Origin of the sequence: Compostibacter hankyongensis (genome assembly GCF_039541075.1) — a bacterium.
GTDB lineage: Bacteria > Bacteroidota > Bacteroidia > Chitinophagales > Chitinophagaceae > Compostibacter > Compostibacter hankyongensis.
The window spans coordinates 290136-304379 of record NZ_BAABFN010000005.1 but is presented as its reverse complement, the minus strand read 5'-3'; the positions used below and the strand labels follow the sequence as shown (position 1 = coordinate 304379).

Annotated in this window: 10 protein-coding genes; 7 read left to right on the top strand and 3 right to left on the bottom strand. The window is 56.3% G+C overall.

Annotated elements, in window-relative coordinates:
* Positions 1-23: 23 nt before the first annotated feature.
* Positions 24-2063: a 30S ribosomal protein S1 gene (gene rpsA, locus ABD851_RS11740; protein WP_344979449.1), complete on the top strand. Its 2040-nt coding sequence runs from the start codon at positions 24-26 to the stop codon at positions 2061-2063.
* A 109-nt stretch (positions 2064-2172) separates the two neighbouring features.
* The gene (locus ABD851_RS11735; RefSeq protein WP_344979447.1) at positions 2173-2826 is read left to right on the top strand and encodes an alpha/beta fold hydrolase; all 654 of its coding nucleotides are present in this window, start codon (positions 2173-2175) and stop codon (positions 2824-2826) included.
* A 30-nt stretch (positions 2827-2856) separates the two neighbouring features.
* Here ABD851_RS11735 and hxpB read toward each other — a convergent pair whose 3' ends face one another.
* Positions 2857-3516: a hexitol phosphatase HxpB gene (hxpB, locus tag ABD851_RS11730; protein ID WP_344979445.1), complete on the bottom strand. Its 660-nt coding sequence runs from the start codon at positions 3514-3516 to the stop codon at positions 2857-2859.
* A 415-nt stretch (positions 3517-3931) separates the two neighbouring features.
* Between hxpB and ABD851_RS11725 the strand changes: the two genes are divergently transcribed.
* The 3 genes from ABD851_RS11725 (at position 3932) to ABD851_RS11715 (ending at position 7543) form a co-directional block, all read left to right on the top strand.
* Positions 3932-6052 (top strand): nitrite reductase, encoded by a 2121-nt coding sequence (locus tag ABD851_RS11725; protein WP_344979443.1) that lies wholly within the window; start codon positions 3932-3934, stop codon positions 6050-6052.
* A gap of 74 nt (positions 6053-6126) precedes the next feature.
* Positions 6127-6915, top strand: a complete 789-nt coding sequence (cobA, locus tag ABD851_RS11720) for a uroporphyrinogen-III C-methyltransferase (RefSeq protein ID WP_344979440.1) — start codon at positions 6127-6129, stop codon at positions 6913-6915.
* 1 nt (position 6916) lies between these two features.
* On the top strand, positions 6917-7543 hold the full coding sequence (locus ABD851_RS11715) for a precorrin-2 dehydrogenase/sirohydrochlorin ferrochelatase family protein (RefSeq protein ID WP_344979438.1): 627 nt from the start codon (positions 6917-6919) through the stop codon (positions 7541-7543).
* A 142-nt stretch (positions 7544-7685) separates the two neighbouring features.
* Here ABD851_RS11715 and ABD851_RS11710 read toward each other — a convergent pair whose 3' ends face one another.
* The gene (locus ABD851_RS11710; protein WP_344979436.1) at positions 7686-8204 is read right to left on the bottom strand and encodes an acyl-CoA thioesterase; all 519 of its coding nucleotides are present in this window, start codon (positions 8202-8204) and stop codon (positions 7686-7688) included.
* Positions 8205-8379: 175 nt separating this feature from the next.
* On the opposite strand from ABD851_RS11710, the gene pyrG reads away from it, so the two are divergent.
* Positions 8380-10047 carry a CTP synthase gene (gene pyrG / locus ABD851_RS11705; protein WP_344979434.1) on the top strand — a complete coding sequence of 556 codons (1668 nt, stop codon included), beginning with the start codon at positions 8380-8382 and terminating at the stop codon, positions 10045-10047.
* Between the two features lie 67 nt (positions 10048-10114).
* Complete coding sequence (locus tag ABD851_RS11700) at positions 10115-13039, top strand: FAD-binding and (Fe-S)-binding domain-containing protein (protein WP_344979432.1); 2925 nt, start codon at positions 10115-10117, stop codon at positions 13037-13039.
* A 2-nt stretch (positions 13040-13041) separates the two neighbouring features.
* Here ABD851_RS11700 and ABD851_RS11695 read toward each other — a convergent pair whose 3' ends face one another.
* Positions 13042-14061, bottom strand: a complete 1020-nt coding sequence (locus ABD851_RS11695; protein WP_344979430.1) for a 3-hydroxyacyl-CoA dehydrogenase family protein — start codon at positions 14059-14061, stop codon at positions 13042-13044.
* Positions 14062-14244: the final 183 nt, after the last annotated feature.

The window sequence follows — 14244 nt, the reverse complement described above, 5'->3', positions numbered from 1 at the left end:
TTATCAAAAGGAGGAACAAAACTTTGGAAGAAAACAAAAACGTTAACGAACAAAACGCTGAAGAGCAGGCACAACAGCCCACAGCGACAACAAACGAACCTGCTGAAACCCAGTCTGCCGAAGGGGAAAACACCCCGGCAGCAGAACCCGCGGCAGCCGAACAGGCGCCCGCCGCAGAAGAACCCGCCCCCGCAGCAGAACCTGCAGCGGCAGCGCAGCCCGCAGTAGCGGAAGAACCCCCGAGCGCTCATGACGATTTTGACTGGAGTATCGACAAACGCAACGTTTCGTCGTACAAGCCGGAAGAAAAGGAACGCTACGAAAAGATCTATGACGACACCTTTAAGGTGATCGAGGAAGGAGAAGTGATTACCGGGAAGGTGGAAGGGCTCACCAAGACGGACGCCGTGATCAATATCGGCTTTAAGTCGGACGGCCTGGTTTCCCTGAACGAATTCCGCGACATGTCCGGCCTGAATATAGGCGATGAAGTGGAAGTGCTGGTGGTGGAAAAGGAAGACCGCAACGGGCACCTGCACCTCAGCCGCCGCCAGGCGCGCATGCTGCGTGCATGGCAGCGCATCGTGGACGTATATAAATCCGGCGAGGTCATTACCGGTGTGGTGACCAGCAAAACAAAAGGCGGTCTCATCGTGGACATCAACGGGCTGGAAACCTTCCTGCCCGGTTCTCAGATCGACGTGAAGCCGGTAACCGACTATGATCAGTTTGTAGGGAAAACGATGGAGTTTAAGGTGGTGAAGATCAACGAAGCCATCAAGAACGCCGTGGTATCCCATAAAGCGCTTATCGAAAGCGATATTGAGCAGCAGCGTGCCGAGATCATCAGCAAGCTGGAAAAAGGCCAGGTGCTGGAAGGTACGATCAAGAACATCACCGACTTCGGCGCCTTTATCGACCTGGGCGGCGTAGACGGGCTGCTGTATATCACCGATATCAGCTGGGGCCGCATCAGCCATCCCAGCGAGGTGCTGCACCTCGATCAGAAGGTGCATGTGGTAGTGCTGGATTTTGACGATGACAAAAAGCGGATCAGCCTGGGTCTGAAACAGCTGACCCCGCATCCCTGGGATACCCTCGCCGAAGCGGTACAGGAAGGCTCCACTGTGAAAGGAAAAGTAGTCAACATCGAAGACTATGGCGCATTCCTCGAGATCATGCCGGGTGTGGAAGGCCTGGTGCACGTATCCGAAATCAGCTGGGCGTCTACACCCGTAAACGCCAAGGAATTCTTTACCCTGGGTGAAGAATATGAAGCCAAGATCGTGACCCTGAGCAAGGACGACCGGAAGATGAGCCTGTCTATCAAACAGCTGACCCCCGATCCCTGGGATACCATCGAGGAGAAATACCCGCTGGACAGCCGTCATAGCGGCATCGTGAAAAACATTACCCCCTACGGCGTATTCGTGGAGCTGGAAACCGGTATCGGCGGTATGATCCACATCTCCGACCTGAGCTGGACCAAGCGCTTCAACCACCCGAACGAATATACCAAGCCGGGCAATGAAATTGCCGTGGTGATCCTGAGCATCGACAAGGACAACCGGAAGCTTTCGCTGGGTCACAAGCAGATCGAGGAAGATCCCTGGAATACTTTTGAAACCGTATTCCCGATCGGCTCCATACACGAAGGCACCATTATCCGGAGAGATGATAAGGGAGCTACCGTACAGCTGCAGTACGGACTGGAAGCCTTTGCTCCGGCCCGTTACCTGAAAACGGAAAATGAAAAGCCCCTCGGCGTGGACGATGTCATCGATGTAATGATCACGGAGTTTGACCGTAACGATAAACGCATCGTGGTTTCCCACAACAAGGTATGGGAACAGGCGCGGCAGGATGAGAAGGACAGTGTGAACCGGGAAAAACGTGCCGACGCCGATAAAACCAAGAAAGCCGTGAAGAACATCCAGTCCAAGGTGGAAAAAGCCACGCTGGGCGACCTGGGTGTGCTGGCGGAGATCAAGCAGAAGATGCAGAGCAGCGGTTCCGGTGAAGCCGGTGGCAAATCCGACGCCGACGCCGGCAATCCTGAATAAGGAATGCAAGGCTGAACGATAACCAACGCTCTCCCGCTGTGGGAGAGCGTTTTTTTGTGCCCGCACCGGAAAATGTTAACTTTAAGGATTCTCCCAAAGGGAAGCGGATATGGATGTATACTTTATCAGCGGCCTGGGCGCCGATGAGCGGATATTTCAGTATCTTCAGCCGGAAGGTATCCGGCTTCGCCCGGTGAAATGGATCACCCCCCACGCCACGGATACGCTGCACACCTATGCAAAACGCCTGCTCAGCCAGATTCCCGATCCGCATCCCGTTATCCTGGGCATGTCCATGGGCGGCATGGCGGCGGCAGAGATCGCCAAGCTGATCCCGGTCCGCAAGATCATCCTGGTGTCCAGCATCAAAACCTGCAGGGAACGTCCCTGGTATTTCGGCCTGCTGCGCATCATCAAGGTCCATCGCTGGCTGTCCTACCGGCTGCTGACCCGCATGGGATTATGGCTGGGAGACTGGCTGTTCGGAACGGGAAATGCGGCGGAAAGCCGCCTGCTGCACGAGGTCATCCGCGATACGGACGAAACTTTCTTCCGCTGGGCCTGGGAGCAGGTGATTCGCTGGGACAACAAAACCCTTTTCCCGGGTACGGTTCATATCCACGGAGACCGGGACTGCGTGCTGCCCCTGCGCTATGTGCATCCGGACCATGTGATCCGCGGGGGGACCCATTTTATGATCGTGGACCGGGCGGAGGAATTGTCGGCCCTGATTGCGGAACTGATACTCCCTGAAATCCCCTGACCCCTAAAGGGGGAATGAGGGGAAGGATAACTACCCTTCCAGCTTTTTTAAGTCTTCTTCCCCGAAATCGGCCAGCGAACCGAGCTGTATATCGGCGAGCGCATAGCGGGGATCCTGCTGCCGGTGCGGTTCGGGTACCGCCGCGACCTTCATGCGGGCGGCCTTGGCGGCGATCATTCCGGTAACCGAGTCTTCGAAAACCAGGCATTCCTGCGGATGGCTCCCCAGCTGCCGGGCACAGGCCAGGTATACCGCCGGGTGCGGCTTGCCGTAAGACTCCGCGTCGGCGGAGCAGATCACCCCGAAACGTTCGCGGATGCCGAGCTGGTCCAGGATAACATGGATCAGCGGCAGGGAGGAAGAGGACGCCAGCCCCATCTTAAAATGCCGCTGCTCAAAAAAATCGAGTAACCCGTATACGCCCGGCATGGCTTTGCCCTGCCGCTGTATCTTGCCGGTGACCCGGCTGATGATATCTTCGCTTACCGCTTCCGGACTGGGCGCCTCCCAGCCGAAATGACGGTGCCAGTGATCCACCACTTCCGCCGTGCGCAAACCGGTGGTCTGCGCGTAATGCTCGGGTGTGAGCCGGATATTCAGTTCTGCAAATACCTCCTGCATGGCCTCTCCCCACAAGGGCTCCGAATCAATGAGAAGGCCATCCATGTCAAACAACACCGTATTTAACATTTTTTAAAATTGAGGGGCAAAATTAACAGATTTAAAAATTTCGCCCGGAAATTTGTTTTGTTCCTGGAGGAGTGTATCTTTGTTACTCTATTAATTCTATAGACAATAATGTTTTTGTTGAATCATATGAAAAATGCAGCCTGCCGTCCGGTGTATTGTTGTGCCGGGGACGGAGAGAAGGCGGGAAGCGCTTAAATGACAGTCAATACCTGTGATATGCGTTCATAAGCCTTCCTGTCAGCGGGAAGGCTTATACTTTTATACCCATAAGAACTTCTTATGAGCGATAGTCAGAAGTTAGGAGAGGAGGAGATGTTTCGGATGTTTATGTTTTAATATTGCGATGCGGAAAAACCGGATGACGCCGGAGCGAACCTGCTCCGCCGGTATCGATAAATGATCAAATCATATACCCATGCTAAGTTTCAGGACAGAACTTGAAAATCCCGTTGTAGAAAAGGATATCGTTGAACTGGAAAAAAAGATCCATGCCTTCCAGAGCGGGCAGCTGCCGGAGGAAAAATTCCGTAGCCTCCGTCTTGCGCGGGGTATCTACGGGCAGCGCCAGAAAGGGGTGCAGATGGTCCGTATAAAGCTCCCTTACGGGAAGATGACCTACCGTCAGTGGATACGCATCGCCGATCTTTCCGACGAGTATGCCACGGGAAACCTGCACCTGACCACCCGGCAGGACATCCAGCTGCATTTTGTAAGCCTGGACAAGACCCCGGAATTATGGGCCAAGCTGTCTGAAGACAATATCACCATCCGCGAAGCCTGCGGCAATACAGTGCGCAACATCACGGGCTCTTTTATCGCCGGCGTCGACCCGGAGGAACCCTTCGATATAACGCCTTATGCCCATGCCGCCTTTGAATATTTCCTGCGCAACCCCGTTTGCCAGGATATGGGCCGGAAGTTCAAGATCGCCTTTTCCTCCAGCGAAAAAGATACTGCCTGGAGCTTCATTCACGATGTCGGTCTTATCCCCCGGATCCGGGAGGTGGACGGGAAGGAAGTCCGCGGCTTCAAGGTCGTGATCGGCGGCGGCCTGGGCGCTCAGCCTTATCTGTCGCAACCGGTCTATGAATTCCTGGAAACCGACCTGCTGATCCCCTATATCGAAGCCGTGCTGCGCGTGTTTGACCGCTACGGAGAACGTACCAAACGTCATAAGGCGCGGATGAAATACCTGCTGGCCGATCTGGGTCTGGAGGCCTTCGGCGAGCGGGTGAAGGAAGAATGGAAAGCCATCCGTCACAAACGTTACCCCATCGACGGAACGGATCCTGTACCGGTATTGCCCGCTGAGGCGCCCGTTATACCCGCCTTCCAGCTGCGGGATCCGAAGAAATACGAGATCTGGAAACAGACCAATACCTTCCGCCAGAAGCAGGGAGATTATTATGCCGCCAGCATTCGCGTGCCGTTGGGCGATATTCCCTCGGAAACGGCCCGTCGCCTGGCTGCGAAGCTGCAGACCATCACGGCGGACGACGTGCGGGTAGCGCCCAACCAGGGACTGCTGTTCCGTTATGTCCAGCCGGCGCACCTGCCTTACTTCTATCATATCCTGGAAGAAGAAGGGCTGGCCGAGCCGGGATTCGACAGTGTGGCCGATGTTACCGCCTGTCCCGGTACGGATACCTGTAACCTGGCCATCTCCAGCAGCACGGGTATCGCCGAAGCGCTGGAAGCTGTGATCCGCGAAGAGTTTCCCCTGCTGGTGCACAACAAGGAAATCAAGATCAAGATCAGCGGCTGTATGAACTCCTGCGGCCAGCACGGTATAGCCACGATCGGCTTTCACGGCAGCTCCGTAAAGAGCGGCACCCGCGTGCTTCCGGCCCTGCAGGTGCTCCTGGGCGGTGGTATCCTCGGCTCCGGTGCGGGCCGCGCGGCGGACAAGGTCATCAAGGTCCCCAGCAAACGCGGCCCGGATGTGCTGCGCTACCTGCTGAAAGACTATGAGACGGAGGCAAAGCCTGACGAATCCTTTATCGATTATTACGACCGCCAGGGCAACAAATATTTCTATACCTTGCTAAAACCCCTGACCGATCTGAGCACGCTGAAGGACGAGGACTTCGTGGACTGGGGAAAGGCGGAGGATTTTGTACCCGCCATCGGCGTGGGCGAATGCGCCAGCGTGGTGATCGATCTGGTCGCTACCCTGCTGCTGGATGCGGAGGAAAAGGCCGCCTCGGCTGCCGAAGGGCTACAGGAAGGCCGCTATGCCGATGCCATCTATCATGCTTATTCCACCTTTATCAATGCCGCCAAGGCCCTGTTGCTCGGCGAGCAGGTAAGCTGTAATACCCAGATAGGTATCCTGAACGACTTCGACAAGCATTTCGTGTCCACGGGGCGTTTCCCGTTTGAGGGCAGCTTCAAGGAGCATGTCATGCAGATCAACCGGCAGGAACCCGGCGCGGAATTTGCCCGTACTTTCCTGGATTCGGCTACGGCTTTCCTGCAGGAGGCACAGACCTACCACCGCGCAAAAGCCGGCGTTGCACAGGAGATGGCCGTATAAAAGGTTCCGGGGTTGACCCGGCGCCCGCTGTATGGTTTAACCCTTACCCTTTCATCTTTTTAATAAGCAAAGTCATGTCTGCTTTAACATATCGTGCCGTGACGCCCCGTCTGACCCTGGTCGGCGCGGGACCCGGCGATCCCGATCTCATCACCCTCAAAGGACTGAAGGCGCTCCGGGAGGCGCGGGTAGTGCTGTACGACGCGCTCATTCATCCCGCCCTGCTGAAAGAGGTGTCTGCCAGCGCCCTCAAGCGTTTCGTGGGAAAGCGCGCGGGTTTGCACACCTACAGCCAGGATGAGATCAATGAAATGATCGTTCGCTATGCCCTGGCTTATGGCCATGTGGTCCGTCTGAAAGGAGGCGATCCTTTTGTGTTCGGCCGCGGTTATGAGGAAATCGCTTACGCGGAAAGCTTTAATATTGAAACCGACGTGGTACCGGGCATCTCCAGCGCGATCGCCCTGCCTGAGCTGAACAAGATACCGCTGACCACCCGGGGGGTAAACGAAAGCTTTTGGGTGCTTACCGGCACCAACAGCGAGGGAAAGGTTTCCGCCGATGTATACCAGGCCGCCAAAACCAATGCTACTGTCGTCATCCTGATGGGACTGCGCAAGCTTGGGGAGATCGTGGAGATATTCAGGGAAGCCGGCAAAGCGGAGCTTCCTGTCGGCATCATCGCCAACGGCAGCCTGCCTGAAGAGCAGTTCGTGCTCGGTAAGATCTCCGATATCACCGAGAAGGCCAAACAGATCCCGGCCAAGTCGCCCGCCACGCTTGTCATCGGGGAGGCGGTCAGCCTTCACCTGAATGCAAGAGCCCTGCATAAGCAGGTGAAGGAATGGATGGAGGTCCTGTAATATGAAAAATGACTGTCTGTATGCCGCAGCAGACGGGAACACCCTGTTCCCCGTTTTCCTGAAGCTGGAACAGCTGCAAACGCTGATCGTCGGCGGCGGTACAGTCGGTCTTGAGAAGCTGACCGCGGTATTGCAGAATGCCCCCCGCGCCGCTGTGACCCTGGTGGGCACTACCATCTGCCCGGATATCCGGAACCTGGCGGCGGAAGCCTATGCGGTGGAACTCTTCGAACGTCCCTTTCTGTCCTGCGACCTGTATGGCAAAGACCTGGTCATCATTGCCACGGAAAATGCGGAACAGAATGCAGCCATCCGGGAAGCGGCCAAAGCCCGCAAGATACTGGTAAATGTAGCTGATACGCCCGCTTTATGCGATTTCTACCTCGGCTCGGTAGTCCGCAAAGGCAATCTCAAAATCGCCATTTCCACCAACGGCAAGTCGCCCACCCTGGCCAAGCGCCTGAGAGAGCTGTTTACCGAGGCCATTCCCTGCGAGCTGGAAGAGGTGATGCAAAACCTCGGCCGTATCCGGGATGGCCTGAAAGGTGATTTTGCGCATAAAGTAAAGGAGCTCAACCGCATCACCGCCGGACTGGTAAAAAAATCCTCACCACCCGGCGAGCGCTGAACGTGCCGCCGATGTTAAACCGCTTCGCTCAGTGACATGCCGGCCCGGTCCTGCGCTGGGATGCGCGCCATCCCCGGTTTGTTTTTCGAAGCCCGCTCATGTCCCCGTTTTTTGAGTTCCGTCCCCGTCCCGTTTCCCGGATTTATATGGCAAAGATGGCCTTCAGCTCGCTGGCGTCTTCGGGCCTGAGCTTGCCGCTGAGCATCAGGCGGAGCTGACGCCGGTACAGGGCTTTCTTATAGCGCTCCTGCTCTTCCGGCGTTTCGGGAATGAGGCCCGGCGCCGGCTGTGGTTTCCCGTTGGGATCCAGCGCCACAAAAGTAAAGAAGGCTTCGTTGGACTGGTACCGGTGCTGCTTTACCGCATCTTCCCCCCATACGCGCACATGCACCTCCATAGAGGTGGTGAAGACGCGGGTTACCTTGGCCTCCAGGTGTACCGCATTACCCAGCCGGATAGGATTCTCGAAGGAGATGTGGTCCACAGAAGCCGTTACGACGGGGCTATTGCAGTGTTTCATCGCGGAAAGCGCGGCGGCGATATCCATCCAGTACATCAGCCGTCCGCCCATCAGGTTCCCGAAATGATTGGTATCGTTCGGTAATACCAGCTCCGTCATCACGACGATCGTGTCGCCCGCCTTTTTGTCCTTTACATCCATAATGATTGGGTATGCTTGTGGTGACAAAGCTACGGCTTTGCGCCATTTTCGAAAAAGGATTTGATGCCTGCCGAAAAAATGTAACTTTGCATGACCACCCGGAAGTTTTTTCGGGCTGCGGCTGCTAAGACCGGCACTTTCCGCAAGGTCATCTTCATTGTTGAAATTATTGGGTATGGCAAAATATATCTTCGTCACAGGAGGAGTGACATCCTCACTGGGTAAAGGCATTATTGCGGCTTCGCTGGCCAAGCTTTTACAGGCCCGCGGTCTGCGGGTGACCATTCAGAAATTCGATCCCTATATCAATGTGGATCCCGGCACCCTCAACCCCTATGAGCACGGGGAATGTTATGTGACGGAAGACGGCGCCGAAACGGATCTGGATCTCGGTCATTACGAACGTTTTCTGAATATGCCTACCTCCCAGGCCAACAACGTCACCACCGGTCGCATTTATCAGACGGTCATCAATAAGGAGCGCGAAGGAGCCTACCTCGGTAAAACAGTACAGGTGATCCCGCACATTACCGATGAGATCAAACGCCGCATCCTCCTGCTGGGCAACGAAGGAAAGTTTGACCTGGTCATCACCGAGCTGGGGGGCACGGTGGGCGATATCGAATCCCTGCCCTATATAGAAGCGGTGCGCCAGCTGCAGTGGGAGCTGGGATCGGAAAACTGCCTGGTGATACACCTCACCCTCATTCCCTACCTGAAAGCAGCCAAAGAGCTGAAAACAAAGCCTACCCAGCATTCCGTACGCCTGCTGAGCGAAAACGGGGTGCATCCGGACGTGATCGTCTGCCGTACGGAGGAGCCGATGTACAACGACCTGAAGAAGAAGATCGCCCTGTTCTGTAACGTGACGGTGGATTCCGTGATCGAGGCCAATGACGTGGCCACTATTTATGAGGTGCCGCTGGAGATGCTGCGGGAGCGGCTGGACCAGATCTGCCTGCAGAAGCTGCGCATCCCGATCACCCTGGAGCCGGAGCTGACCAAATGGCGGGCCTTCCTCGACAAGCTGAAATACCCGAAATCAAAGGTGGTCATCGGCCTCATCGGCAAATATGTGGAGCTGCAGGATGCCTATAAGTCCATCCTTGAATCCTTTATCCATGCCGGGGCGGTCAACGAATGTCAGGTGATCATACAGAATGTCCATTCCGAATATATCAATGCGGAAAACGTGGCGGAGAAGCTGGAGGGCCTGGACGGGCTGCTGGTGGCGCCGGGGTTCGGCCACCGTGGTATCGAGGGAAAGATAGAAGCCATCCGCCATGCCCGGGAAAGCGGGCTGCCCTTTTTCGGCATCTGTCTGGGTATGCAATGTGCCGTGGTGGAATATGCCCGGAATGTGCTGGGCTGGACAGACGCGCATTCCACCGAAATGACGGCCAACACCTCGCACCCCGTGATCGACCTGATGGAAGAGCAGAAAAAGATCACTACCAAGGGTGGCACCATGCGGCTGGGCGCCTGGCCCTGCGAGCTGAAGCCGGGAACGCTGGCCCAGAAAATATACGGCTGCCCGCGCATCAGCGAACGCCACCGTCACCGCTACGAGTTCAACGATGCCTATCTGGAAAAATTTGAAGCGGGGGGAATGGTGGCTTCGGGTCGCAATCCCGACTCGGGGCTGGTGGAGATCATGGAACTGCCCGGCCATCCTTTTTTTATCGGTTCCCAGTTTCATCCCGAGCTGAAAAGCACCGTCGAAAATCCGCATCCCCTCTTTGTACATTTTATAAAAGCCGCAGGCAACTTCGCCGCCGGCAGGAAGGAGAAAGCGGCTACCAAGACCGCCGGCGCCATTTCGCAAACGGAGAAACAGGACTGACCGCATTATCCCGCATATTAACCGCCGAAGCACTAACTTCGCCTGCTGATTATAGCGATAAACGATTATGACACCGGCCAAACTGCAACAGCTTGCCGACCAGCTGGAAGGCGATTTTCATTTTGACACCGTTATGCGCACCCTGTATGCCACCGATGCCTCGGCATACCGGGAGCTGCCCCTTGCCGTGGCCTTCCCGCGGAGTACGGCCGATATCCGGAAGCTGATCGATTTTGCGCACAAAGAGCATACCGCCCTCATCCCGCGGACGGCCGGCACCTCGCTGGCCGGGCAGGTAGTGGGCAAAGGCATCGTTGTGGATGTTTCCCGCACCTTCACCCGCATCCTGGAGCTCAATACCGAAGAAGGCTGGGTAAAGGTAGAGCCCGGCGTGATCCGCGACGAGCTGAATATGTTCCTGCAGCCGCACGGTTTTCTGTTCGGCCCGGAAACCTCCACCGCCAACCGCGCCATGATCGGCGGTATGGTGGGCAACAATTCCTGCGGTTCCAACTCCGTGGTATACGGCAGTACCCGCGAGCACCTGCTGGAGGTAAAAGCGCTCCTGAGCGATGGTTCGGAAACGACATTCAGCGCGCTGTCGCCCGCGGAGCTCGAACAGAAATGCGCCTCCGGCAACGCCCTGGAAGCCGGCATATACCGGCAGATCAGGGACATGCTGCGGGATCCCGCCAACCAGCAGGAAATCCGTAACGAATTTCCCAAGCCCGAAATCCACCGCCGCAATACCGGCTATGCCATAGACCTGCTGCTGGAAACGGAGCCTTTTACCCCCGGCGCCGTGCCCTTCAACTTCTGCCGCCTGATCGCCGGCTCGGAGGGGACCCTGGCCTTTATCACCGAGATCAAACTGCATATCGATCCCCTGCCGCCAAAGGAAAGCGGCATACTGGGCATCCATTTTAACTCGGTAGACGAATCCCTGCGGGCCAATGTGATCGCCATGCGTTATCAGCCCAGCGCCAGCGAGCTGATGGACCATTATATCCTCGAATGCACCAAGGGAAATATCGAGCAAAGCAAAAACCGTTTTTTTGTACAGGGCGATCCTGCCGCGATCCTGATCGTGGAATTCCGGCGGGATACGCGGGAAGCTATCGAGGAAGTGGCCGGCCGTCTGGAAGCTGAGCTACGCGCTGCGGGACTGGGTTACCATTTTCCGCTGCTGTTCGGCGCCGATACCAAAAAGATATGGAGCCTGCGTAAAGCGGGGCTGGGGCTGCTGGGCAACATGCCGGGAGATGCCAAGGGACAGCCCGTGATTGAGGATACTGCGGTAACAGTGGAAGACCTGCCCGCCTATATCCGGGAGTTCAATGAGATATTGGCCAGGTACGGACTTTACTCCGTGCATTATGCCCATGCCGGTTCAGGCGAGATACATCTGCGGCCCATCCTTAACATGAAGACGGCCGAAGGCCACCGCATGTTCCGCATCATTGCCGAAGAAATTGCCCGGCTGGTAAAAAAATACCGGGGCTCGCTGAGCGGGGAGCATGGCGACGGCCGACTGCGGGGCGAATTTATCCGGCAGATGGTGGGCGCGCATAACTATGACTTACTGCAGCAGATCAAGCAAACCTGGGATCCGGAAAATATCTTTAACCCCGGGAAGATCGTAGAGGCGCCTCCGATGGATACCATGCTGCGTTATGAAGCAGGGCAGCAGACACCGGATTTTCAGACATACTTCGATTATGGTTCGCAGGATATCCTGCAGCATACCGAGCAATGCAATGGTACGGGTGAATGCCGGAAGACGCACCTCACCGGCGGTACCATGTGCCCCAGCTATATGGCTACCCGCCATGAAAAAGACACTACCCGCGCCCGGGCGAATATCCTCAGGGAATTTCTCACCCATTCCGGAAAGGTGAACCGTTTCGATCACCGGGAGATCTATGAGGTGATGGATCTTTGCCTCGCCTGCAAGGGCTGTAAATCCGAATGTCCCTCCAATGTGGATATGGCCAAGCTGAAGATGGAGTTTTTGCAGCATTACTATGACGCCAACGGGGTGCCGCTGCGGGCGCGTATGATCGGCAACTTCAGCCGGCTTACCGCCTGGGCGTCGGCAGCGCCGGCCCTCTATAATTTCCTGGTGCAGAACAAGCTTACCTCCGGCGTCTTCAAGCGGATAGCCGGGTTTGCCCCCGACCGCTCCCTGCCGCTGCTGGAGCGGCAGACACTCCGCAGCTGGGCAAGAAAGAAACGTAATAACGCAGATGCCCCTACGCAGAAAAAGGTGCATTTTTTCTGTGATGAGTTTACGAATTATAACGATACCGGCATCGGCATCAAGGCCGTGTCCCTGCTGGAACGACTGGGTTACGAAGTGGTGATGCCAGACCATGCGGAAAGCGGACGTGCCTTCCTTTCCAAAGGGCTGCTGCGGCGCGCCAGGACGATCGCCGAAAAAAATGTCCGCACGCTGAGCGCCTGCGTTACCGCCGACATGCCGCTGGTAGGGGTGGAGCCTTCGGCTATCCTCACCTTCCGGGATGAGTATCCTGATCTGGTGCGCTCCCCTTTGCGTCCTGCCGCCCGTGAGCTGGCTGCCTGTACGTTTACCATAGAGGAATTCCTGGCCCGCGAAGCCGCGGCAGGCAGGATCACGGCAGCGCTGTTCTCCGAAGAAAAGCGGCATATCTACCTGCACGGGCATTGCCAGCAAAAGGCGCTGTCCGGCAACGCTGCCGCGCAGCAGCTCCTGTCTCTTCCCAAAAACTATTCCGTGAAAGTGATCCCCTCCGGCTGCTGCGGCATGGCGGGGTCCTTCGGTTATGAAAAGGAGCATTACGACCTGTCCATGAAGATCGGCGGGCTGGTGCTGTTCCCGGTGGTGAACCAGGCCGGTCCCGACGAGCTCATTGCCGCACCCGGCACCAGCTGCCGGCACCAGATCAAAGACGGTACGGGTCGGAAAGCGCTTCATCCTGTGGAAATACTCTATGATGCGCTGAAGCGGTAAGGTTATCCGCCGGCGGGCTCCTGTGTCTTTTCGCCGGTGGACGATTCCAGTTTCTTTTTTACCACATCTTCCGGATATTTTAACGCCAGCTGCCGGATCTCATAGCTGAAAGCGGTAAAGGTTTCTTCCCAGAGCTTTGCCTCTTCGGACGTATAGGTATAGAAACCTTTCCCGTTGGAGACGCCCCTGCCGCCGGCCCGCACGATATCATCGATCAGTTTGGGTACATCCCGTGCATTGCTCAGGGTGGGAAACAGCTCCTGCATGACGGTATGATAAGCCGGTACGCCGGTAAGGTCCATCCAGCGGAAAATGCCGGCCAGCGTCATCCAGTAGCCGGCGTTGTTGCGGCAGGCCCGGTCCACATCCTCTACGGTGGCATAGCCGTTCTCCACCAGGTAGAAGGCTTCGCGGTACAGCGCATACATGAGCCGGTTGGTGATAAAGCCCCGGATATCCTTGCGCACCAGCGTCGGTTCCTTTCCCCAGCAGTGGGCGAGGTCATACAGATATTCTCCCAGCGGCAACGCGCTTGCATCTCCGCAGATGACTTCCAGAAAGCGGGTGGTATGAGAGGGCTCCGCCCAATGCAATCCGAAAAAACGTTCCGGCACCTGTGTCAGTTTTTGCAGCATGCTGATCGGTATGGCGGAAGTGTTGCTGACCAGCAGCGCATCCCGCCCGATGACGGCCTCGGTTTTTTCGTATACCGATCTTTTGATGGCGGTATCCTCCAGGGTGCATTCGATGACCAGCCGGCAGGGAGCCAGCGCCGTGTAATCCTCCGTGATCAGCAAATGTTTCAGATAATGACCGGGCGCTTCAGCAGCCAGCCCTTCCTGCCGGGATCTTTCCAGGTGATGGCGGATACGGGTGGCGGCATGTTCGAGATCGGCAGGAATGGGAGCTACCGCTACGACCGGATGACCGGCCATGAGCAGACAGGTGGTGATGCTGCATCCCATCATGCCCAGTCCGACCACGCCGACCGCGATGGTTGCGGTATCGATGTCTTTTTGCATGGATAGTGGGTTGAACAGATACAAAATACAATGATTCCCATCACCTTGCAACCAAATGGAAGGAAAATCACGGCGGGGCGGGGTTGTTCTTATAATTCGTCTTCATTTGCGTACCTTTGCAACCTCAAAATGGATGAACCATCTACCGGTTATTGCGGTAACCTGTTGATCTAAAATATTTTC